Origin of the sequence: Streptomyces sp. NPDC051684 (genome assembly GCF_044453445.1) — a bacterium.
GTDB lineage: Bacteria > Actinomycetota > Actinomycetes > Streptomycetales > Streptomycetaceae > Streptomyces.
Genome location: NZ_JBITCS010000027.1, coordinates 12,931 through 34,330 on the forward strand (window position 1 = coordinate 12,931; position 21,400 = coordinate 34,330).

The 21,400-nt window shown below is 70.4% G+C and carries 16 protein-coding genes; 8 read left to right on the forward strand and 8 right to left on the reverse strand.

Annotation, left to right across the window (positions count from 1 at the left end; translation table 11 throughout):
• Nucleotides 1–4: 4 nt before the first annotated feature.
• The gene (locus ACIA8D_RS28790; RefSeq protein WP_399236771.1) at nt 5–769 is read right to left on the reverse strand and encodes an SLATT domain-containing protein; all 765 of its coding nucleotides are present in this window, start codon (nt 767–769) and stop codon (nt 5–7) included.
• Between the two features lie 335 nt (nt 770–1,104).
• Here ACIA8D_RS28790 and ACIA8D_RS28795 point away from each other — a divergent pair, with 335 nt between their 5' ends.
• From ACIA8D_RS28795 to ACIA8D_RS28825, 7 genes are all read left to right on the forward strand, one after another.
• Nucleotides 1,105–1,449, forward strand: a complete 345-nt coding sequence (locus ACIA8D_RS28795) for a YbaB/EbfC family nucleoid-associated protein (RefSeq protein ID WP_385763239.1) — start codon at nt 1,105–1,107, stop codon at nt 1,447–1,449.
• Between the two features lie 59 nt (nt 1,450–1,508).
• Complete coding sequence (gene recR, locus ACIA8D_RS28800; protein ID WP_306318459.1) at nt 1,509–2,108, forward strand: recombination mediator RecR; 600 nt, start codon at nt 1,509–1,511, stop codon at nt 2,106–2,108.
• Nucleotides 2,101–2,826 carry a DUF5063 domain-containing protein gene (locus tag ACIA8D_RS28805; protein ID WP_399236774.1) on the forward strand — a complete coding sequence of 242 codons (726 nt, stop codon included), beginning with the start codon at nt 2,101–2,103 and terminating at the stop codon, nt 2,824–2,826. Before recR ends, ACIA8D_RS28805 begins: the two co-directional genes overlap by 8 nt.
• Before the next feature lie 225 nt (nt 2,827–3,051).
• Complete coding sequence (locus tag ACIA8D_RS28810; protein ID WP_399236776.1) at nt 3,052–4,338, forward strand: aspartate kinase; 1,287 nt, start codon at nt 3,052–3,054, stop codon at nt 4,336–4,338.
• Nucleotides 4,338–5,408, forward strand: coding sequence for an aspartate-semialdehyde dehydrogenase (locus tag ACIA8D_RS28815; protein ID WP_399236778.1), 1,071 nt, complete (start codon nt 4,338–4,340; stop codon nt 5,406–5,408). Before ACIA8D_RS28810 ends, ACIA8D_RS28815 begins: the two co-directional genes overlap by 1 nt.
• Before the next feature lie 305 nt (nt 5,409–5,713).
• Nucleotides 5,714–6,391 carry a SigE family RNA polymerase sigma factor gene (locus ACIA8D_RS28820; protein WP_399236780.1) on the forward strand — a complete coding sequence of 226 codons (678 nt, stop codon included), beginning with the start codon at nt 5,714–5,716 and terminating at the stop codon, nt 6,389–6,391.
• On the forward strand, nt 6,388–7,482 hold the full coding sequence (locus tag ACIA8D_RS28825) for a hypothetical protein (protein ID WP_399236782.1): 1,095 nt from the start codon (nt 6,388–6,390) through the stop codon (nt 7,480–7,482). Before ACIA8D_RS28820 ends, ACIA8D_RS28825 begins: the two co-directional genes overlap by 4 nt.
• 173 nt (nt 7,483–7,655) lie before the next feature.
• On the opposite strand, the gene ACIA8D_RS28830 is transcribed toward ACIA8D_RS28825, so the two are convergent.
• The 7 genes from ACIA8D_RS28830 to ACIA8D_RS28860 form a co-directional block, all read right to left on the reverse strand.
• Complete coding sequence (locus ACIA8D_RS28830; RefSeq protein WP_399236784.1) at nt 7,656–8,450, reverse strand: SURF1 family protein; 795 nt, start codon at nt 8,448–8,450, stop codon at nt 7,656–7,658.
• Nucleotides 8,451–8,520: 70 nt separating this feature from the next.
• Nucleotides 8,521–10,386: a prolyl oligopeptidase family serine peptidase gene (locus tag ACIA8D_RS28835; protein ID WP_399236786.1), complete on the reverse strand. Its 1,866-nt coding sequence runs from the start codon at nt 10,384–10,386 to the stop codon at nt 8,521–8,523.
• 317 nt (nt 10,387–10,703) lie between these two features.
• Nucleotides 10,704–11,504, reverse strand: coding sequence for an SDR family oxidoreductase (locus ACIA8D_RS28840; RefSeq protein ID WP_399236788.1), 801 nt, complete (start codon nt 11,502–11,504; stop codon nt 10,704–10,706).
• A complete protein-coding gene (locus tag ACIA8D_RS28845; RefSeq protein WP_399236789.1) occupies nt 11,501–13,177 on the reverse strand; it encodes an FAD-binding dehydrogenase in 1,677 nt (558 codons plus the stop codon). Before ACIA8D_RS28845 ends, ACIA8D_RS28840 begins: the two co-directional genes overlap by 4 nt.
• Nucleotides 13,178–13,276: 99 nt before the next feature.
• On the reverse strand, nt 13,277–13,672 hold the full coding sequence (locus ACIA8D_RS28850; protein WP_399236791.1) for a type II toxin-antitoxin system VapC family toxin: 396 nt from the start codon (nt 13,670–13,672) through the stop codon (nt 13,277–13,279).
• A complete protein-coding gene (locus tag ACIA8D_RS28855; RefSeq protein ID WP_399236793.1) occupies nt 13,669–13,908 on the reverse strand; it encodes a hypothetical protein in 240 nt (79 codons plus the stop codon). The genes ACIA8D_RS28850 and ACIA8D_RS28855 overlap by 4 nt, the downstream gene beginning before the upstream one ends.
• A 51-nt stretch (nt 13,909–13,959) precedes the next feature.
• On the reverse strand, nt 13,960–14,547 hold the full coding sequence (locus tag ACIA8D_RS28860) for a TMEM165/GDT1 family protein (protein ID WP_399236794.1): 588 nt from the start codon (nt 14,545–14,547) through the stop codon (nt 13,960–13,962).
• 392 nt (nt 14,548–14,939) lie between these two features.
• Here ACIA8D_RS28860 and ACIA8D_RS28865 point away from each other — a divergent pair, with 392 nt between their 5' ends.
• On the forward strand, nt 14,940–21,227 hold the full coding sequence (locus ACIA8D_RS28865; protein WP_399236796.1) for a DUF6923 family protein: 6,288 nt from the start codon (nt 14,940–14,942) through the stop codon (nt 21,225–21,227).
• The last annotated feature ends 173 nt before the right edge of the window (nt 21,228–21,400 follow it).

The window sequence follows — 21,400 nt, forward strand, 5'->3', positions numbered from 1 at the left end:
GGGCCTACCGCGGCTCCGGCGGGCGTTGTCGCGGCATGTTAGGCCTGGTGCCCGGCGGCAGCGGGAAGCGGCTGCTGGGCTGGTCCGCGGGGCGGGACGCCGGGACGGTGGACTGCATGGTCAGCGGTGCGGGGCCGGACTTGAACTCCACCATCCAGTCCGCCGTCTCCGCCCGCACCAGCTCCGTCACGTCGTCCGAGAACCGCCGCAGCACCCCGAGGCACCGCTCCGCCGCCTCGCTGGCCGTCCCCTCGGTGGGGCCGAGGACCTCGCGTACGTTCTCCGAGGCCCAGTCGAACTGAAGGACCTGAAGGCGCCGCTGTACGGCCTGCGCCGTGGCCACGTCCCGTATCCAGCCGGACGTCAGTCCGAAGTAGCGGTCGCACGCGACGCACGCCACCGCCAGCAGCAGTGAGAGATACCCCCAAGGGGCCGCGCCGCCGAGGACGCCCGTCAGGTCGAGCAGGGGGAGCACTCCGCCGCAGACCGCGCCGAGCACCGTGCCCGCGCGCAGCGCCCGCGCGGCCCGCCGCTTCCACACGCGGTCGGAGAGGTACCAGTCCGCCGTGGTCAGGGCGCCCTTCTCGACCCAGCGGTACAGCTCGTCGAGCCGCTCGGCCGGTTCGCCCCAGTCGCCGAGCGGGAGCGCGCGGCCGGTGAGATCGCCCTGCCGGGGAACCTGCTTGCCGCGGCTGCCCCGGTCGCCGTTCTCGCCCGCGCCCGCCCCCTCCTGGGGTGCACCTTCGGGCTGCATCTCCGGCTGACTCACCCGGAACTCCCTCGACAGATCACGGCTGGGGCCAGGCCCCGCACGGGTCGTCGGTGCCTGATGTGCAGCATCTTCCTACCGCCCAATGGGTGGCCGAACCCCAGGTTTCACCGGATCTCCGCCCGGAAGTGGTTCCGCATCAGGTATAGAAAGCAACCCATCTCACTCGAAAGAGTGCAGAGCGGAAATGCGGCCCCGCATGCCCCGGGAGGCTTCAGGTCACCGGGGCGGGCGGCCCCCCGACCACGTAGGCTCGGATCCAGGGGCACCGGCGGACAACCGCAGACATACGCCCCGCCCCGACGACGTGCAACGGACCGGAACAGGAGCTGATCGTGATCCCCGGTGGTGGCCAGCCCAATATGCAGCAGCTGCTCCAGCAGGCCCAGAAGATGCAGCAGGACCTCGCGCAGGCTCAGGAGGAGCTGGCGCAGACCGAGGTCGAGGGCCAGGCCGGCGGCGGTCTGGTCAAGGCGACGGTGACCGGTGGCGGTGAGCTGCGCAATCTCGTGATCGACCCGAAGGCGGTCGACCCGGAGGACACCGAGACCCTCGCCGACCTGGTGGTCGCGGCGGTGCAGGCGGCGAACGAGAACGCGCAGAACCTCCAGCAGCAGAAGCTCGGCCCGCTCGCCCAGGGACTCGGTGGCGGTGGTGGCATTCCGGGTCTCCCCTTCTGACCCCGCCGCCAACTACCGTACGTACCAAGCGACAACCGTAAGCAGCAGGAAGGCAATCCGTGTACGAAGGCGTGGTCCAGGACCTCATCGACGAGCTGGGCAGGCTGCCCGGCGTCGGTCCCAAGAGCGCGCAGCGGATCGCCTTCCACGTGCTGCAGGCGGAGCCCACCGACGTACGGCGGCTCGCGCAGGCGCTGATGGAGGTCAAGGCGAAGGTCCGCTTCTGCGCGACGTGCGGCAACGTCGCGCAGGAGGAGCTGTGCAACATCTGCCGCGACCAGCGGCGGGACGGTTCCGTGATCTGTGTCGTGGAGGAGCCCAAGGACGTCGTGGCCATCGAGCGCACCCGTGAGTTCCGCGGGCGGTACCACGTGCTCGGCGGCGCGATCAGCCCGATCGAGGGCGTGGGCCCGGACGATCTGCGGATACGGGAACTTCTCGCGCGGTTGGCAGACGGGACGGTCACGGAGCTGATCCTGGCCACCGACCCGAACCTGGAGGGCGAGGCCACGGCGACGTACCTCGCCCGCATGATCAAGCCCATGGGCCTGAAGGTCACCCGCCTGGCCAGCGGCCTCCCCGTCGGGGGCGACCTGGAGTACGCGGACGAGGTGACCCTCGGCCGCGCCTTCGAGGGGAGAAGACTCCTAGATGTCTAAGACGCCACAGCAGACGACGACGAAGGCGCCGGCGGCCCAGCAGCCGTCGACGCCCGACGCGGTCACGCTGCACTCCACGACCCAGGACCCCGACGACTTCGCCGTTCAGATCTCGGATCAGATCGAGTCGTTCGTCGTGGCCGTGACCGAGATCGCCAAGGGCGACGAGCCGGACTCGGCGGTGCCCTTCCTGCTGCTCGAGGTATCCCAACTGCTGCTCGCGGGCGGCCGGTTGGGTGCGCACGAGGACATCCTCCCGGACGAGCGCTACGAGCCGGACCTGGGTGCCGAGCCGGACATGGACGACCTGCGCGAGCGGCTCGCCGCGATGCTCGACCCGGTCGACGTGTACTCGGAGGTCTTCGACCCGTACGAGCCGCGCAAGGCGCCGGTCGCCGCGCGGATCTCGGACGACCTGGCGGACGTCGTCTCCGATCTGCGGCACGGCATGGCGCACTACCGCGCGGGCCGGATCACCGAGGCGCTGTGGTGGTGGCAGTTCTCGTACTTCTCCAACTGGGGCTCGACGGCCTCGGCGACGCTTCGCGCCCTGCAGTCCCTGGTGGCCCACGTCCGCCTCAACCAGCCGCTCGAGGACCTCGACGGCCTCGACACGGACGAGGACCTCTCGGCGGCCGAGGGCACGCTCGAGGAGGAGGCGGGCCAGGTCATGGCGGAGGAGATCGCGGGCCCCCTGGGGCTCCGTCCGGTGAAGTGACACGGATGTGACCCGCCCCACTTTCCCGGTTGCTCCGGCGGAAGCCGGGAATGCGCTTGTCCGGAGCGGCCGGACGTCGGCAAACGGAAACCTGGTGATCAGGTCGTGGGCGGGACATCTCACGATGTGATATAGCCGGGGCGGATTTCGGCCGCTCGTTAAACTGAGCCGACCGCAGTACGCATACGTACATGTGGTGACAGACGGACTGAGCGAGGAGCGCACGTGGGCCTTGTCGTGCAGAAGTACGGAGGCTCCTCCGTTGCAGATGCCGAGGGCATCAAGCGGGTCGCCAAGCGAATCGTCGACGCCAAGAAGAACGGCAACCAGGTTGTCGTTGTGGTGTCCGCGATGGGCGACACGACGGATGAGTTGATCGATCTCGCCGGACAGGTATCTCCGATTCCTGCCGGGCGCGAATTCGACATGCTGCTGACCGCCGGAGAGCGGATCTCCATGGCCTTGCTGGCGATGGCGATCAAAAACCTGGGTCACGAGGCCCAGTCGTTCACGGGCAGTCAGGCCGGTGTCATCACCGACTCGGTCCACAACAAAGCACGGATCATCGACGTCACCCCGGGGCGCATCCGGACCTCGATCGACGAGGGCAACATCGCCATCGTCGCCGGGTTCCAGGGCGTCAGCCAGGAGGGCAAGAACATCACGACCCTGGGTCGTGGTGGGTCCGACACCACCGCTGTCGCCCTCGCCGCCGCGCTCGACGCCGAGGTCTGCGAGATCTACACGGACGTCGACGGCGTGTTCACCGCCGACCCGCGCGTCGTGAAGAAGGCGCGGAAGATCGACTGGATCTCCTTCGAGGACATGCTGGAGCTCGCCAGCTCCGGGTCGAAGGTGCTGCTCCACCGCTGCGTGGAGTACGCCCGTCGGTACAACATCCCGATCCATGTCCGCTCCAGCTTCAGTGGGCTGCAGGGCACGTGGGTCAGCAACGAGCCGATCGAGAAGAACCAGCAAGGGGAAAAGGGCGTGGAGCAGGCCATCATCTCCGGTGTCGCGCACGACACCTCCGAGGCGAAGATCACCGTCGTCGGGGTACCGGACAAGCCGGGCGAGGCCGCGAAGATCTTCCGGGCCGTCGCGGACGCCCAGATCAACCTCGACATGATCGTGCAGAACGTGTCGGCCGCCTCCACCGGGCTGACCGACATCTCCTTCACGCTCCCCAAGGCCGAGGGCCGCAAGGCCATCGACGCCCTGGAGAAGCAGAAGGCGAGCGTCGGCTTCGAGTCGCTGCGCTACGACGACCAGATCGCCAAGATCTCCCTCGTCGGCGCCGGCATGAAGACGAACCCGGGCGTCACGGCCGGCTTCTTCGAGGCGCTCACCGACGCGGGCGTGAACATCGAGCTGATCTCGACCTCCGAGATCCGCATCTCGGTCGTCACGCGTGAGGAAGAGGTGAACGAGGCGGTGCGCGCCGTGCACTCCGCCTTCGGTCTCGACTCGGACTCCGACGAGGCCGTGGTCTACGGGGGCACCGGCCGCTGATGGCCGAAGTCTCCGCCAGGCGTCCGACGCTCGCGGTCGTGGGAGCGACCGGGAGCGTCGGCGCCGTTCTGCTGCAGATCCTTTCGCAGCACGCGGACATCTGGGGCGAGATCCGGCTCGTGGCCTCCGAGCGTTCGGCGGGGCGCAAGCTCACCGTGCGCGGCGAGGAGGTCGAGGTCGTCGCGCTGACGGAGTCCGTCTTCGACGGGGTCGACGTCGCGATGTTCGACGTGCCCGTCGCGGTGGCCGCGCAGTGGGCGCCGATCGCCGCCGCCAAGGGCGTCGTCGTGGTGGACAACTCGCCGGCCTTCCGGATGGACCCCGACGTACCGCTCGTCGTGCCCGAGGTGAATCCGCACGCCGCGCGCGTGCGGCCGCGCGGCATCATCGCCAACCCCAACTGCACGACGCTGTCGATGATCGTGGCGATCGGGGCGCTGCACGCCGAGTTCGGCCTGCGCGAGCTGGTCGCGTCCAGCTATCAGGCGGTGAGCGGGGCGGGCCGCGCCGGGGTCGAGACGCTGCGCGCGCAGCTCTCCCTCGTGGCCGGTTCGGAGCTCGGTACGACGCCCGGCGATCTGCGCCGCGCCGTCGGCGAGCGGACGGGGCCGTTCCCGGAGCCCGTCGCCCTCAATGTCGTGCCGTGGTCGGGCGATCTGTGCGAGGACGGCTGGTCGACGGAGGAGATGAAGGTGCGGGACGAGTCCCGCAAGATCCTCGGGCTGCCGGACCTGAAGGTCGCGGTCACGTGCGTGCAGGTGCCCGTCGTCACCACGCACTCCCTCACCGTCCACGCCCGCTTCCAGAGCGAGGTCACCGTGGACCGGGCGCGCGAGATCATCGCGACCGCGCCGGGCGTCGTGCTCTTCGACAATCCGGCCGCCGGTGAATTCCCCACGCCGGCCGACGCGGTGGGCACCGATCCGACGTGGGTGGGCCGTGTGCGGCGTTCGCTCGACGATCCGGCCGGGCTCGAACTCTTCGTGTGCGGGGACAATCTGCGCAAAGGTGCGGCTTTGAACACCGCGCAGATCGCCGAGCTGGTGGCGGCCGAGCTCGCCGCGATGTGAGCTGCGGCTCTTTCCGTGCCCGCGATGCGGGCATCCTCTTCCCAATCGTGCGTCCGGCCATAAGATTCTGTGTGAGTTTTGTGTAAGGCGTTTCCCTCCCCGTCCTGCAACCGCGCGCAGGGCGGGGAGCGTCTTTGCGGTCGCCCTACGGAGGCGTCGACCGGCATCGGGCATACGGGGCATAGGGGAAGAGTGGTGCGCATGTCGGCATTCGAGACGGCGTCATCGGTGGGGATGACGAGGTCTGTCGCAAACGGGGCGCCGGACGCGTACAACCCTGACGGGGGGAAGCTTGTCCAACAGGCGTGGCAGAAGTACTGGACTTCACAGCGGTACGGGCGCCGGGCGCGGCCGTCCTTCGACCGCCCCTCGCACCCCTTGGAACCCGGCGTGTCCGGGCGGCCGGCGGCATGCCGGTGATCGCCCCCATGCCAGCGGCGCGTCCGGCGCGCATTCCGGCACAGGGTGCTGACGAGTCGATGACGCAGGCCGGTACCTCCGTCGACCATCTCACCGAGACCTATCGCGCCCATTACCGCTCCCTGTTGGGGCTCGCGGCGCTGCTTCTCGACGACACCGCCTCCTGCGAGGACGTCGTGCAGGAAGCGTTCATCCGCGTGCACTCCGCGCGCAAGCGCGTCCGCGACCCCGACAAGACGCTCGCGTACCTGCGGCAGACCGTCGTCAATCTGTCGCGGTCCACGCTGCGCCGCCGCATCCTCGGCCTGAAGCTGCTCACCAAGCCGATGCCGGACATGGCGAGCGCGGAGGAGGGCGCGTACGACCTCCTGGAGCGGGACGCCCTGAAGAAGGCGCTGCGCGGGTTGCAGCGACGCCAGCGCGAGGTCCTCGTCCTGCGATACTTCGCGGACATGACGGAGGCGCAGGTGGCCGAGTCCCTCGGGATATCGCTGGGGTCGGTCAAGGCGTACGGATCGCGCGGGATCGCGGCGCTGCGCGTCGCCATGGAGGAGCCGGCATGAACCACCATCTCGACGGCGGCCCGGGCCGGGCGGCCGACGAAGTGCGTGAGGCAGACGAGCGCTCCCCGGACTCCGCCGAGGCCGAAGGGTTCGGTGACGACGAACTCGCGGTGCGGCGGATGATGCGGCAGGCCGTCGCGGACCTCGAACCCTCGGAGCAGGCCCTCGACGAGCTGCACCGTGCCGTGCCCGCCCGCCGGGCGCGCAAGCGGCAGGCCGCCGTGGGAGCGATCGCCGTGGGTGTGTTCGCGGCGATGGCGGTGCCCGCGGTGCTGCACGTGACGAACCCCGACTCCGCCGGCGACCGGCCGTCCATCGCGGGCAACAGCAGCGACGCCACGCACGGCGGGGCGACCTCGGGCACGGCGTCCGGGGGCGCCGGGCAGAGCGAGTCGGGCAAGCCCTCGCACGCCAAGGACAAGAGCAAGGGCGCCAAGAAGGACAAGAAGGGCGACGGCCGCAAGGCCTCGGGCGGCGCCACCGCGGGGGCCGACCCCGCGTCCACGGCGGCCGCCACCTCGCCGACCTGCGAGGCGAGCGAGCTGGGCAGGCCGCAGGCCACCGTCGGCGCGCCCGACGGTACCGGCAAGGTCTACGGCTCGTTCCGCGTCTCGAACGTCTCGGCCTCCAACTGCACGGTGGACAGCGCCGGGTCCGTGGTCACCGTCGCGCAGGGCGCGGCCGATCCGGCCAAGGTGAGCGTCGTCGACCACACCTCCGGCGACGGGTCCGGGCTGCCCGATCCGTCGACCGAGCCGAGCCAGGTGATCCTCGGACCGGGCAAGGCGTACGAGGTGCGGTTCGCGTGGGTGCCGTCCGCGTCCTGCTCCGCGACGGGCGGGAGCAGCGGGGGCAGTGGTGGCGGCGACCCGTCCCCGTCGCCGACGCCGACCGGGGACGCGTCGGACGGCGGGGACGCCACGACCGGCACGGACCCTCAGACGACCACGCAGCTCGGGTCGGACGGGGGGGCGGAGGGCAGCGTGGCCGTGTCCCACACGGCGGAACCGGGCGCCCCGACCGCGGCGACCACGATCTCGAACGCGTGCGAGGGCACGCTCTACCGAACGGGCCTGCTGCCGGCGTCCTGATCCGCCGCTCTCGGGGCTCCGCCCCGGACCCCGCTGCTCAATCGCCGCAGGGGCTTGATAATGCGGATAATTCAGCCCAAGGTGAGAAAATCAAGCCCCGCCGGCGATTGAGGCGCGGGGCCCGGGGCGGAGCCCCGTGGCGTAGGGACGGTCGAGCGCAACAGGTGGCGCGGCTAGACGGACGCCCCGGTCTCCGCCGAAAGCTCCGGTTCCGCGATCCCCAGTTCCGCATCCCGGAGGGCCTCCGCCTCGCGGCGCACCAGGCGGAACCACATGAACACCACGAACCCGGCGAACACGAACCACTCACCCGTGTACCCGAGGTTCTGGAACGCCTTGAGGTCGAGCCCGCTGCCCTCGGGCGCCGTGGCCGGCACCGCGGTCATCCCGGAGTCCGCCTTGTCGAGCGTGACCCACCCGTCGTACACGTCGTACGGCACCAGGTTCACCAGCGACGCCGCGCTGATCACGCCGACCTGCCCGGCGGGCAGCCCACCCGCGGTGGTCACCCCGCTGGAGGTCGGCGACTCCGAGGCCTGGAGCGCCCCGACGACCTTGACCTCACCCTTCGGCGCGGCCGGCGCCTTCGCGGCGGACGCCTTGCCGGGCAGCCACCCGCGCACCACCGGCAGCGCCTTCCCCGTGCCCTCGACCTTGAGGAGCGTCACGACGTAGAAGCCGCCGCGCTCGCCGAGGTCCCGCTGGGGCACCAGGAGCTGCTTGCCGTAGTGCCCGGTCGCCGTGGCCCGCTTCCCGGACGTCTTCTGGTCCACGGGCAGCAGCGAGTCGAGCGGCTGCGGCGCCGCCTTCTCGTTGACCTGCGACTGCTTGGCCGCGGACTGGTGGTCCTGCACCCGGCCCTCGAAACGACTGAGCTGCCACGAGCCCATGAAGATGCACACGGGGATCGCGAGCAGGACGAAGATGTTGATCCCCCACCAGCGCGGGGTCAGGAGGAACCGGTACACACACCCACGGTACGGCTCCGCCGCGAGAACCTGGCCACCGCCCCGGCCTACCGATGCCGGACCCCGCTGCTCAATCTCCCCCGGACTCCGTCCGGGGGTACCCCTTGCAGGGGCTTGACAGAGGCAAGTGGCGCTTCGCGAAGTCCAGTTCGAGCGCGACCTGCTTGATGCGCTCCTCGACGACGAGCGAGCCGTGCCCCGCGTCGTACCGGTACACCTCGTGCACCGCGTCGCGCGCCGCGAGCCGGTCCACGTAGTTGTCGATCTGCTGGAGCGGGCACCGCGGGTCGTTGACCCCCGCCGAGATGTAGACGGGCGCCTTCACGTCGTCGACGTACGTGATCGGCGACGAGACGCGGAACCGCTCCGGCACCTCCTCGGGGGACCCGCCGAACAGCGTCCGGTCCAGCGCCTTGAGCGCCTCCATCTCGTCCTCGTACGCCGTCACGTAGTCCGCGACCGGCACCGCGGCGAGGCCCACGGCCCACGCACCGGGCTGCGTGCCGACGCCGAGCAGCGTCAGATAGCCGCCCCAGGAGCCGCCCGCGAGGACGAGGCGCTCCGGGTCGGCGAGCCCGGAGGAGACGGCCCACTCGCGCACGGCCGCGATGTCCTCCAGCTCGATCAGGCCGACGCGGTGCTTGAGCGCGTCCGTCCACTCCCGTCCGTACCCGGTGGAGCCCCGGTAGTTGACCCGGACCACCGCGTACCCGTGGTCGACCCAGGCCGCCGGGCCCGCCGCGAACGCGTCGGAGTCGTGCCAGGTCGGCCCGCCGTGGATCTCGAAGACGGTGGGCAGCGGCCCCGCGGGGGCGTCGGCCGGCTTCTGTACGAGGGCGTGGATGCGGCCGCCGGGGCCCTCCACCCACACGTCCTCGACGGGCACGGAGGCCGGGGCCTTCATGCCGGGCGGGTCGAGGACGACCTCACCCGTGGTGGAGCGGACGACCGACGGCTCGGCGGCCGACGACCACAGGTACTCGACACTGCCATCGGGCCGCGCGGAGGCGCCCGAGACCGAGCCGACCGGGGTGTCGACCTTCGTCAGTGCGCCCGTCGCGAACTCGTAGCGCCACAGCTCGCCGCGGGCCTCGAATTCATGCACGACGAGCAGCGCCGAGCCGTCCGGGTACCACTCCGCCGACACGTCGCCCGGCAGGTCGAGCGCCAGGTCGGTCTCCTCGCCGGTGGCGACGTCCCAGACCATCGGCTCCCAGCGGCCGCGCCGCTGGTGCCCGACGAGCAGCCGGGTGTCGCCGGTCACGGGCGCGAAGCCGAGCACTTCGAGGCCGAGGTCCTCGGTGCCGCCCTTGGAGTCGTCGAGCTCCGCGAGCGTCGAACCGTCGAGCCGGAGCACGCGCAGCGCCCCGTGCATCGCGTCGCCGTGCTCGGTGTGCTCGATCGCGATCAGCGTCCCGTCGTGCGACAGGTCGCCGACGCCCGCCGACTCGCGATGCCGGTAGATCTCGACGGGTTCGTCGGAGCCGGGGCGCACCACGTGGATCGTCGTGCCGTCGTCGTCCGTGGAGCAGCCGATCACCGCCGTGTGCCCGTCGCGCCCGAGGGCGAGGCCCGCGGGGTAGGACGGCGCGAGGCCGGGAACCGCCTCGGCGTCCTCGCCGCCCGCGAAGGGCTGGCGCAGCCAGTTCCCGAACTCGTCCCCGTCCGTGTCGTTGAACCACCAGATCCACGCGCCGTCGGGCGTGAGCACGCCGTCCGTCGTCCCGTTCGCCCGGTCCGTCGCGCGCCGCTGCTCGCCCGTGGCCCGGTCCCAGGCGTACAGCTCGTACGTCCCCGTCGCGTTCGACACGAACAGGGAGCGGTCCGGCGCGTCCTCGGCCCAGTCGGGCAGCGAGACGCGCGGTGCCCGGAACCGCTTCTCCCAGTCGGGCATGGACTCGGTGGCAGGCGACGTGACCCCGTTGCTCTCAGTCATGGCCCCAGTGTGCCTGGCCCCGCCGACAATGCGCCGGGGAGCGGACGCGGCCCGACCGGAATGGTGCTTTCCGAGGGGAGCGGCCGGGCCGGCCTTCGCAGGTGCTCCCGCTGTAGTGCGCCTGCACGCCGTCTTCGACAGCGCCCGGGAGTGGGATGAAGAGCACCGACGCAATTCATCCGCGCCACCGTGCGTGCGCCGACGGTGAAGCGAATGTACGCCTGAGCGCCCCGGCCCGGAACAGCCTTCGCGCATATATGTGCGAGTGGTTTCGGCGGCCGTGCCCGAGGGCCCCGGGCCGCCGAAAACCCCTGCCCCTACGTGAGCCCGTGCCTCCTGGCCACCATCCGTTCGGCCGCCGCGCGGGGCAGCGCCCGGCGCAGCGCGAACACGAGCGGGGCGCCGCTGCCCACGGCGTACAGCGGCCTCGGCCGCCCCGCCTCGATCGCGGAGACGATCTTCGCGGCGACCTTCTCGGCCGAGATCCCGTGCGCCTCATTGGAGTTGAGGGCGGCGAGCATCGTGTCGTAGGCGGCGCGGAAGGGCGAGTCCTTCGCCACGTACTGGGTGCGCCGCTCGCTGATGCCGGTGGCGATGGAGCCCGGCTCGACCGTCGTGATCCCGACACCGTATGGGGCGTACTCGCGCCGCGCCGCGTTCGCGAAGCCCTTGATCGCGGCCTTCGACGCGACGTACGAGGACCGGTAGGCGAGCGGGAAGCTGGCCAGCATCGAGCCGACCATCACCACCCGGCCGCGCCGCCGCTCCCGCATCCCCGGCAGCAGCAGCTGCGACAGCCGCACCGCCCCGAAGACGTTCAGCTGGAACAGCCGGCGCACCGCGTCCATCGGCAGCTCCTCGAACGGGCCGCTCTGCGATTCCCCGGCGTTGTTGACGAGCACGTCGACCTCGCCCACCGACCGCGCGAGGGTCTCGATGCTCTCCTCGTCCGCGAGGTCGAGCGGCAGATACTCCACGCCCGGCACCGGGGAGACGACCTTCCGGGGGTCCCGGCTCGTCCCGTACACCTTGTAGCCGCGCTTCAGGAGCGCCGCCGCGACCGCCGCCCCGATGCCCGACGAGGCCCCCGTCACCAGGGCCGTGCCCCGCGTACTCACGCCAGGCTCCGGGCGAGCGCGCGCCCTGCGGCGCGGCCGGAGAAGATGCAGCCGCCGAGGAAGGTCCCTTCGAGCGCGTTGTACCCGTGCACGCCGCCCCCGCCGAACCCGGCGACCTCCCCGGCCGCGTAGAGCCCTTCGAAGACGGACTTGTCGGGCCGCACGACCTGCGAGTCGAGGTTGGTCTCCAGACCGCCGAGCGTCTTGCGGGTCAGGACGTGCAGCCGTACGGCGATCAGCGGGCCCTGCGCCGGGTCGAGGAGGCGGTGCGGCTTGGCGACGCGGGTGATGCGGTCGAAGAGGTACGAGCGGGCGTTGCGGATCGCCATCATCTGGAGGTCCTTGGAGTACCCGTTGGCGACCTCGCGGTCGCGGGCGACGATCTCGCGCTCGACCTGCTCGTAGGTGACGGGGGTCGACGGCGTCAGCTCGTTCATCCCGGCGACGAGATCCTTGAGGTTCCGCCGCACGACGAAGTCCTCGCCCTTGTCCAGGAACGCCTGGATCGGCCCTGGCGCGCCCTTCTTCACGCGTTGCAGGACCAGCTTCAGGTCCTTGCCGGTGATGTCGGGGTTCTGCTCGCTGCCGGAGAGCGCGAACTCCTTCTCCACGATGGCGCGGGTCAGGATGAACCACGTGTGGTCGTGCCCGGTCCCGGTGATGTGCTTGAGCGTGGCGAGGGTGTCGTGGCCGGGGAAGAGCGGCGCGGGCAGCCGCCTGCCCTCCGCGTCCAGCCACAGCGAGGACGGGCCCGGGATGATCCGGATGCCGTGGCCCGGCCAGATCGGGTCCCAGTTCTTCAGGCCCTCGGTGTAGTGCCACATGCGGTCGCGGTTCACGAGGGAGGCGCCGGCGCCCTCGGTGATCTCCAGCATGCGCCCGTCGACGTAGGCGGGGACGCCGGTGACCATGGACTCGGGGGCCGGCCCCATGCGCTCGACCGGCCAGTTCTTCTTGACCAGTTCGTGGTTGGCGCCGATGCCGCCCGAGGTCACGATCACGGCCTTGGCGTGCAGTTCGAAGTCGCCGACGGTCTCCCGGGACGAGGCGACGCCGCGCGCCGCGTCGGAGGGTTCGAGCAGCGAGCCGCGCACGCCGACGGCGGCGCCGTCCTCGACGATCAACTCGTCGACCTGATGCCGGTACTTGAAGTCGACGAGCCCGCGCTCGGCGGCCGCCAGGACCGGCTCGCGGAACACGCGCACGACCTCGGGTCCCGTCCCCCACGTCAGGTGGAAGCGCGGCACGGAGTTGCCGTGCCCGGTCGCGGTCCCGGCGCCGCGCTCGGCCCACCCCACGTTCGGGGTCACCTTGAGGCCGAGCCCGTACAGGTAGTCCCGCTTCTCCCCGGCCGCGAACCGCACATACGCCTCGGCCCACTTGCGCGGCCAGTGGTCCTCGTCCTCGCGGTCGAAGCCCGCGGAGCCGAGCCAGTCGGCGAGGGCCAGCTCGTAGGAGTCCTTGATCCCCATGCGCCGCTGCTCGGGGCTGTCGACGAGGAAGAGCCCGCCGAGCGACCAGAACGCCTGGCCCCCGAGGTTCGCCGCGTTCTCCTGGTCGACCAGCACGACGCGCTTGCCCGCGCGAGTGAGTTCGTACGTCGCGACGAGCCCGGCGAGGCCCGCTCCCACGACGATGACATCGGCTTGGCTTGTGCGACTGGTGGCGCTCACGGATTCTCCCTCGGTGCGGTGCGCCGCGGTTCCGGCGTCAGGACGTCACGTTCTGCCATCGATCGGGGGCAGGGCAAGAGGGAGAGCGGTCGAATCCGGTCAGCTGATGACCTCGACCTCACAGCGGGCGACCTTGCAGCGGCTCAGCCGTGCGTCGCCCGTGATCAGGGGGCACGCGAAGATTTCGGCTGCCGCGATGTACGCGGCGTCGTAGCCGGAGACGTTGGCGCGCAACTCCCACATGCGCGGCAGAAGGCGCTGCACGGCAATGGTCTCGATCGACATGCGGGCCAGAGCCGCGATCGCGGCGTCGGCCCGCCCTTGTGTGATCTTGCCGCCGAGTCGCCGGCCACGGACCGCGTGGAAGGTCTCCACGATGAGGTGCTCGGGCGCGGCCCAGTGGTTGTCGCGCATGAGTCGGGCGCGTGCGGCCTTGCCCGCCGTGCCGTCGCCGGTCAGTGCCTCGGTGAGCACGGACGCGTCGACGACGATCACCGGAGCCGATCCTCGCGTGCGGCCTCGATCTCGGCGACGGTGTCGGCCATGGGCTCGGCGCTGCCGTCCGTACGGTCCTCGAAAGCCCGGAGGAGCGCGAGATTGTCCGCCCGCTTCGCTTCGTCGGTGACGAGGTTCAGAAGGTACGCCTGGAGAGACTGGCCCAGCTGCTGGGCGCGGTCGGCCAGTATGGCGCGGACCTCGTCCGGGACGTCACGAATCTGCAGAGCCACCATGCATGCATTTTGCATGCGCGGAGTGGGTCCGGTCAAGCGCGCCAGGGTGCGTCAGCCGGTGAACACCTCGACGAACGACCAGATGGCGAGCGCGAGCATGCAGAAGCCGCCCACCCGCTGAACGGTCTTGAGCGGCACCCGCTTGGCGATGAACCGCCCGGCGACCAGGGCGAGCGCGGACACGGACATCAGGGCCGCCCACGAGCCGATGGCGACCGACCACGTGCCGTTCGTGGCGGCGAGGTTGGCGGTGGTGATCTGCGTGAGGTCGCCCCACTCGCTGATGAACACGGCCATGAACGCCGTGCCGAAGACCGGCCAGAAACCGGTGACGGTCCTGGGGCCCGCCGAGTCCTCGTCGTCCTCGTCGTCGCCGCCCTTGAGGAGCATGAACGCGCCGAAGAGGAACATCAGGCCGGAGACGACCTTCACGATCCACGAGGGCAGCAGTCCGAGCAGCGAGCCCGCGCCGACGGCGATGGCGACGTGCACGAGGAACGCTGCGGACGTGCCGAACCAGACGTAGAGGGGCTTCATCCGGGTGCCCATGGCCAGTGAGGCGAACATGGTCTTGTCCGGGAGTTCGGCGAGGAAGATCAGCCCGAAGGCGGTGACGATCGCCAGGGGATCGAGATCCATGGGGACGCTTTCTGTGCGGGCCGGATCGGCGCGGTCCCCGCCCCGCTGCGTAGGGAGGACCACTCGACCCGGCAGCGGACACACGTATGAGCGGTGCGTACGTGTGCTGTGTTCTGCCTGGTCGAAGGTCTCGCCCACCCTTCCCGCCCGAGGCGGTCCGAGCCCGGCCACCGGGAACCCGGGGGTTCCAGTGTGTCGACGACCGGTTCGCGGGGCTACTCCCCTTCGCTTGCACGCCAAGGGTACACGCGGCCGGGGATCGGTGTCAGCGCCACTTTTCTTGGCCCGAACAGGTGGAACCGCCGCCTTCCTCCCTAAATATGCGGTTCGTCACATAAGCATTGTGTGAGCGTCGTGCCGTTCCGACTACTTTCCGTTACGGAGGCTGGCCGATGGGCGGCGCGAGAACCTGGTTCCGACGATGGCGGGTGCCGTCCCGTGTGCCCGCGGTGGGCGTGGTGCTCGGCGCCGTCCTCGCCATGGTGGCGGGACCGCTGCCGGTGGCGGAGGCGAGCGCCGCGCCGGGTGAACCGGCCGACCCGACGGTGCTGTTCCACGAGGACTTCGAGAACACCACGGCCGGGGCGGACCCGGTCCGGCTCACCGACTACACGGGGGCCGCTCCGGGGAGTCAGACGTACACGGCCGCGCCGGAGTGGCTGAAGTCCTGCAACGGCTGGGTAATGAACTACGCCCATTCCGAGGGCTTCCAGCCGGGCGTCAAGGAGTGCGGGTCCGAGGGCTTCTGGAACGGCACCCGGCGACTGGTGTACGGCCTCGGCGTGCAGAACGGCTCCGCCGACCCGGCCGAGAACGACGCGGTGGGTGCGTACACCCAGACCCCCAGCCCGGGGGCGGGCAAGACGGAGCTGGAGACGGGCAAGCCGATCGAGGTGAAGCCCGCGAAGCGGTTCGTCACCGCCAAGCTCAACCTCGCCGCGACGGGCTGCGGCAACTCCAGCGCGGACATGAAGTTTTTCGTGAAGGACGGCGACCGTGAGGTCTCCGTCAGCAAGCGGGGCTTCGAGGTCTGCGAGAACAAGGACTACAAGATCCACCAGATCCCGGGCGGTGGACGGGCACTGGTCAACGAGCTCTACGCCGACTCGCCCGCGCTGGTCGAGGGCGGCAGCCTCGGCCTGCGGATGGTCAACGACAACGGCAACTCCGCGGGCAACGACCACGCCTTCGACGACGTACGCCTCGTGGACGTCTCGCCGCACGTGGACAAGTCCTTCGCGGACAAGAACGTCGAGGCGGGCAAGAGCACCAAGCTCACCTTCACCGTCACCAACACCTCCGACCTCCTCGCCAAGGAGGGCTGGTCGTTCGACGACGATCTGCCCGCGGGGATGACGGTCGCGAGCCCCGCGAACACGTCGACAACCTGCACCAACGGCGCCGTCACCGCCACGGCGGGCGGCACGTCGGTCGGTCTGAAGGGCGATCTGAAGGCCAAGCAGACGTCCTGCACCCTGACCGTCGACGTCACCGCGGCCAAGAGCGGGAAGTACAGCAACTGCCCCGAGAACATCGCCGACGTGAACGGTGTCAAGGTTCCCGAGCAGTGCGCCGACGTCACCTTCACGCCCGGCCCCGAATACAAGATCACCAAGACGTCCGTCCCGGCCGGCGACACGCAGCCCGGTCCCGGTGACAAGGTCGCGTACAAGGTGACGGTGGAGAACACCGGCAGAGTCCCGGTGACGACGCCCGTCAGCGACGACCTGACCGGGGTCCTGGACGACGCGACGTACAACGACGACGCGAAGGCCAGTGCCGGACCCGCCCCCACCTACGCCAAGCCGAAGCTGACCTGGAAGGGCGTGGAGCTCGCGGCGGGCGAGAAGGCGACGCTCACCTACTCGGTGACGCTCAAGGACCCCGCCACCGGCGACGGCACGGTGAAGAACGCCGTCACGGGATCGAGCGTCTCGAACTGCGCCACCGGCGCCGAGAAGGGCTGCACGACGACGGTCGAGGTCGACAAGCCCCCGCGCGGCGGCTACTGCACCGACGTCGCGTACCTGTCCCAGTACCTCGGCGGGAAGACCGGCCTGTACTCGGTCGACCTGACCACGGGCGAGCAGGCCAAGGTGGCCGACACCTCGCCCGGCGCCTCGATCGGCTACAGCGTCCACGACGGCGCGGTCTACGGCGTCGGTCCGGACGGGAAGCTCGGCCGCTACAACCCGAGGACCGACAAGATCACGACGACCGACGTCAAGGGATGGTCCGGCAGCAACCCTCGGGTGAACAGCGCGGCGAACTCGACGGACGGCTCCCTGCTGTACGTCCGTGACTACGGCAGCGGCAACCTGTACTCGATCGACATCGACCCGGACAGCCCGACCTATTCGTCGATCGTGAAGACGGTCAAGACGGACGACCTGAACGGCAGCAGCGCCTACTACGGCAACGTGCCCGACTGGGCGGTCAACCCCGCCGACGGATTCCTCTACGGCATCCTCGCCGACAACGGCACCCTGTGGCGCCTCGACCCGGCCACCGGCAAGGCCACCAACCTGGGCGTGCACAAGACGCCCGTCGCGGCGTACGGCGGCACCTGGTTCGACAACCTCGGCACCTTCTACGCGGCCAACAACGACACCGGAGCCATCTACGCGATCGACCTGTCCGCGTCGTCGGCCACCGCGCCGATCGGCAAGGGCGACGTGCCCGACGCGTACCGGGCCGCGAAGTCCAACGCGACCTCGGGCAACGACGCGGCCGGCTGTCTGAAGGACTACGACTTCGGTGACGCGCCGGACTCGTACGGCACCACCAAGGGCAAGGGGCCGATCGCCGCGATCGACAAGTCCCTGATGCTCGGCAAGAACGTGTCCTCCGAGCGGCAGGCGCGCACCCCCGGCGACGACCAGGCCCTCGACGCCCGCGGCGACACCTTCGACGACGGCGTCGCCACCTGGCCGAAGATCACCACGGCCACGCGGTCGTACCAGGTCCCCGTCGCCCTCGCCAACAGCACCGACGGCCCGGCCACCCTCTCCGGCTGGGTCGACTTCGACGGCGACGGCACCTTCGACACCGGCGAATTGGCCACCGTGGCCGTGCCCGCCGGGGCGACCTCGGCGCGGCTCAACTGGTCGGGCATCAGCGGGGCGAAGGCCGGCGCCACCTACGCGCGCCTGTGGCTGCAGGCGGGCACGGTCGACGAGCCGAGTTCGCGCGGCACCGCGGACGCCACGCGGACCGTCGCCGGCGAGATCGAGGACTACCCCGTCACCGTCGAGCAGGCCCCCGAACCGCTCGACATCGCCAAGTCCGCGGACAAGAAGGACGCCAAGCCCGGCGACAAGGTCACGTACACGGTGACCGTCACCAACCCCGGCAAGACCACGCACAAGGACGTGACCGTCAGCGACGACCTGAAGGACGTCGTCGACGACGCCACGTACAACGGCGACGCGAAGGCGTCGGCCGGCGAGGTGTCCTACGAGAAGCCGAAGCTGACCTGGACCGGCGACGTACCGGCCGGGTCGAAGGTGACGATCACGTACACCGTCACCGCGAAGGCGTCGGACGACGGGAACAAGGACCTCGGCAACACGGTGACCGGGCCGCCGGACTCCAACTGCCCGGAAGGCTCCACGGACCCGAAGTGCGCGAGCGACGTGCCGCTGGCCGCGCTGGAGATCGTCAAGACGCCGGGCAGGGCGAGCGACGTGCGCCCCGGCGGCACCGTCGACTACACCGTCCGCATCCGCAACGTCGGTACCGCCGACTACGAGGGCGCGAGCGTCGGCGACGACCTGACGGGCGTCCTCGACGACGCCACGTACAACGGCGACGCGAAGGCGTCGGCGGGCAAGGTGTCCTACGAGAAGCCGAAGCTGACCTGGACCGGCGACCTGAAGGCCGGGGCCACGGCCACCGTCACCTACAGCGTCACCGTGAACGACCCCGTCGACGGCGACCACGACCTGCGCAATACGGTCGTCGGCCCGCCCGGCTCGAACTGCGCGAAGGACTCCACCGACCCGAAGTGCACGAGCGACGTCCCGATCGCCGCACTGAAGATCGCCAAGTCCGTGGACACGAAGGACGCCAAGCCCGGTGACAAGGTCACGTACACGGTGACCGTCAAGAACACAGGAAAGGCCGACTACGAGGGCGCGAGCGTCAGCGACGACCTGAAGGACGTCGTCGACGACGCCACGTACAACGGCGACGCGAAGGCGTCGGCGGGCCAGGTGGTGTACGAGAAGCCGAAGCTGACCTGGACCGGCGACCTGAAGGCGGGGGCCAGGGCGACGGTCACCTACTCGGTGACGGTGAACTCCCCGCCCGAGGGCGACCAGAACCTGAAGAACGTGGTCACGGGCCCGCCCGGCTCCCACTGCGCCGACGACTGCGGCACCGAAACCCCGGTCGCGGCCCTTGAGTTCGAGAAGACCTCGGACGCCAAGAAGCCGGTGCACCCCGGCGACAAGGTCACGTACACGGTGACCGTCACCAACACCGGCAAGACCGCGTACAACGGCGCCACGTTCACCGACGACCTCACCAAGGTGATCGACGACGCCTCGTACAACGGTGACGCCAAGGCCACCTCCGGTGATGTCGCCTACGAAAAGCCGGAGTTGACGTGGAAGGGGAACGTCCCCGCCGGGAAGAAGGTCACCGTCACCTACTCGGTCGACGTCTTCCGCACCCCGAAGTCCACCGGTGACGGCACGCTCGACAACGGGATCACCGGGCCGCCCGGCTCCAACTGCGCCAAGGGCTCGGACGACCCGAAGTGCGACACGAGCACGGGCGACATCCCGACCCTGACCATCAAGAAGACCGGCACCACCACGGCCCCCAAGCCGGGCGGCACGGTCGACTATCGGGTCACCGTCACCAACAACAGCGCCACCTCCGCCTACGAGGGCGCCGCGTTCACCGACGACCTGTCGGGCCTGATCGACGACGCCACGTACAACAAGGACGCCACCGCCACCTCGGGCACGGTGTCCTACGAGAAGCCGAAGCTGACGTGGAAGGGCGACGTGCCCGCCGGGCGGACCGTCACGCTCACGTACTCCGTGACCGTCGGCACACCTCCCGCCGGTGACAAGAAGCTGACCAACACGGTCGTCTCGCAGGTTCCGGGCACCAACTGCCAGGAAGGTTCCGACGACCCGGACTGCACCACCGACGTCGGCATCCCCACCCTGAAGTTCAAGAAGACGGCCGCCCCGAAGTCCCCGAAGGCCGGGGACACCCTCACCTACAAAGTGACCGTCACCAACGATGGTGCGGCGGCCTACAAGGACGCCACGTTCACCGACGACCTCACCAAGGTCCTCGACGACGCGACGTACAACCAGGACGCGAAGGCCGACATCGGCTCCGTCTCCTACGCGGAGCCGAAGCTGACCTGGACCGGCGACCTGGCCAAGAGCGCCACGGCGACCGTCACCTACACGTTCTCCGTCACCGACGCGGGCGACGGCAAGTTCGTCAACGGCGTGGTCGGCCCGCCCGGTTCCAACTGCCCCGAGGGCGGCACCGACCCGCACTGTACGACGGTGCTTCCCGCGCCGGACTACGACTTCGGCGACGCCCCGGACACGTACAAGACGCGCCGGGTCAGTGGCGGTGCCTTCCACGAGATCGTGGACGGGCTGCGGATCGGCCGCGAGGTCGACGCGGAGCGGGACGGCGTGCCGCACGCGAAGGCCGGCCACTCCAAGGACGACGACGGCATCCCGCAGACCGTGACGCTCTACCAGCACCAGGAGCGCTTCACGGCGAAGGTCCCGGTCACCAACACCACCGGCAGGGACGCCATGCTGGCGGGCTGGATCGACATCAACGAGGACGGGTCGTTCGAGCGGGACGAGATGGTGCGCGCCGACGTGCCGAACGACGCCACCGAGGCCACGCTCACCTGGGACGGCCTGCAGACCATGAAGCCGGCCGACACGTTCGCGCGCCTGCGGTTGTTCGGTGACGAGGACGTCGCCGCGGCCAAGCGGGCCGGCACCCGTGCCGTCGTGCGCGATGCCGAGCCGACCGGCTTCGGCGGCCCCGGTGAGGTCGAGGACCACGGCGTCCGCGTCGAGCCGACCCACCTGGAGATCGCCAAGTCCGCCTCGGCCGATGAGCCGAAGCCCGGGGACAGGGTGACGTACACGGTCACCGTCGCCGGCAGCGGCCCGGAGGAGTACGTGGGCGCGACGTTCACCGACGACCTCAGCGAGGTCCTGGACGACGCCGCGTACAACGACGACGCCGCGGCCAGTGTCGGTGACGTCACCTACGACAAGCCGAAGCTGACCTGGCACGGGGACCTCGCGGCCGGGGAGAGGGCGACCGTCACCTACTCCGTCACCGTCGACAAGCCGGTCAAGGGCGACCGCACCCTGACCAACGCCGTCACCGGGCCGCCCGGCTCCACCTGCGAGACCGCCTGCACCACCACGGCGAAGGTCCCGCCGGCCCCCGGCGGCCCCGAGCCCACCCCGACCCCGACTCCCGGCAACCCCGAGAATCCCAGCAACCCGCCCATGACGCCCCCGGCCAAGCCCGGTGACCCCGACGGCCACGATGGCCACCTCTCGGACACCGGATCCTCGGACACCGCGCTGTACCTCGGCATCGCCTCCGCCCTCGCCCTCGGCCTCGGCCTGCTGGTGACCATGGCCGTCCGGCGGCGCCGCGGCAACTGACCACCGTCCACCCATCACAGAAGACGGCCGTGGGGCCGGTCCCGGACAGGGACCGGCCCCACGGCCGTTGTGCTTCGCTCTGGCGCGGACACCCTCACCCGATAGTGCATTCGATGGACCCTCGGGCCGTGCCACGGCCCTGTACACCGGCCCGACCCCCCTTAGTTGCGACA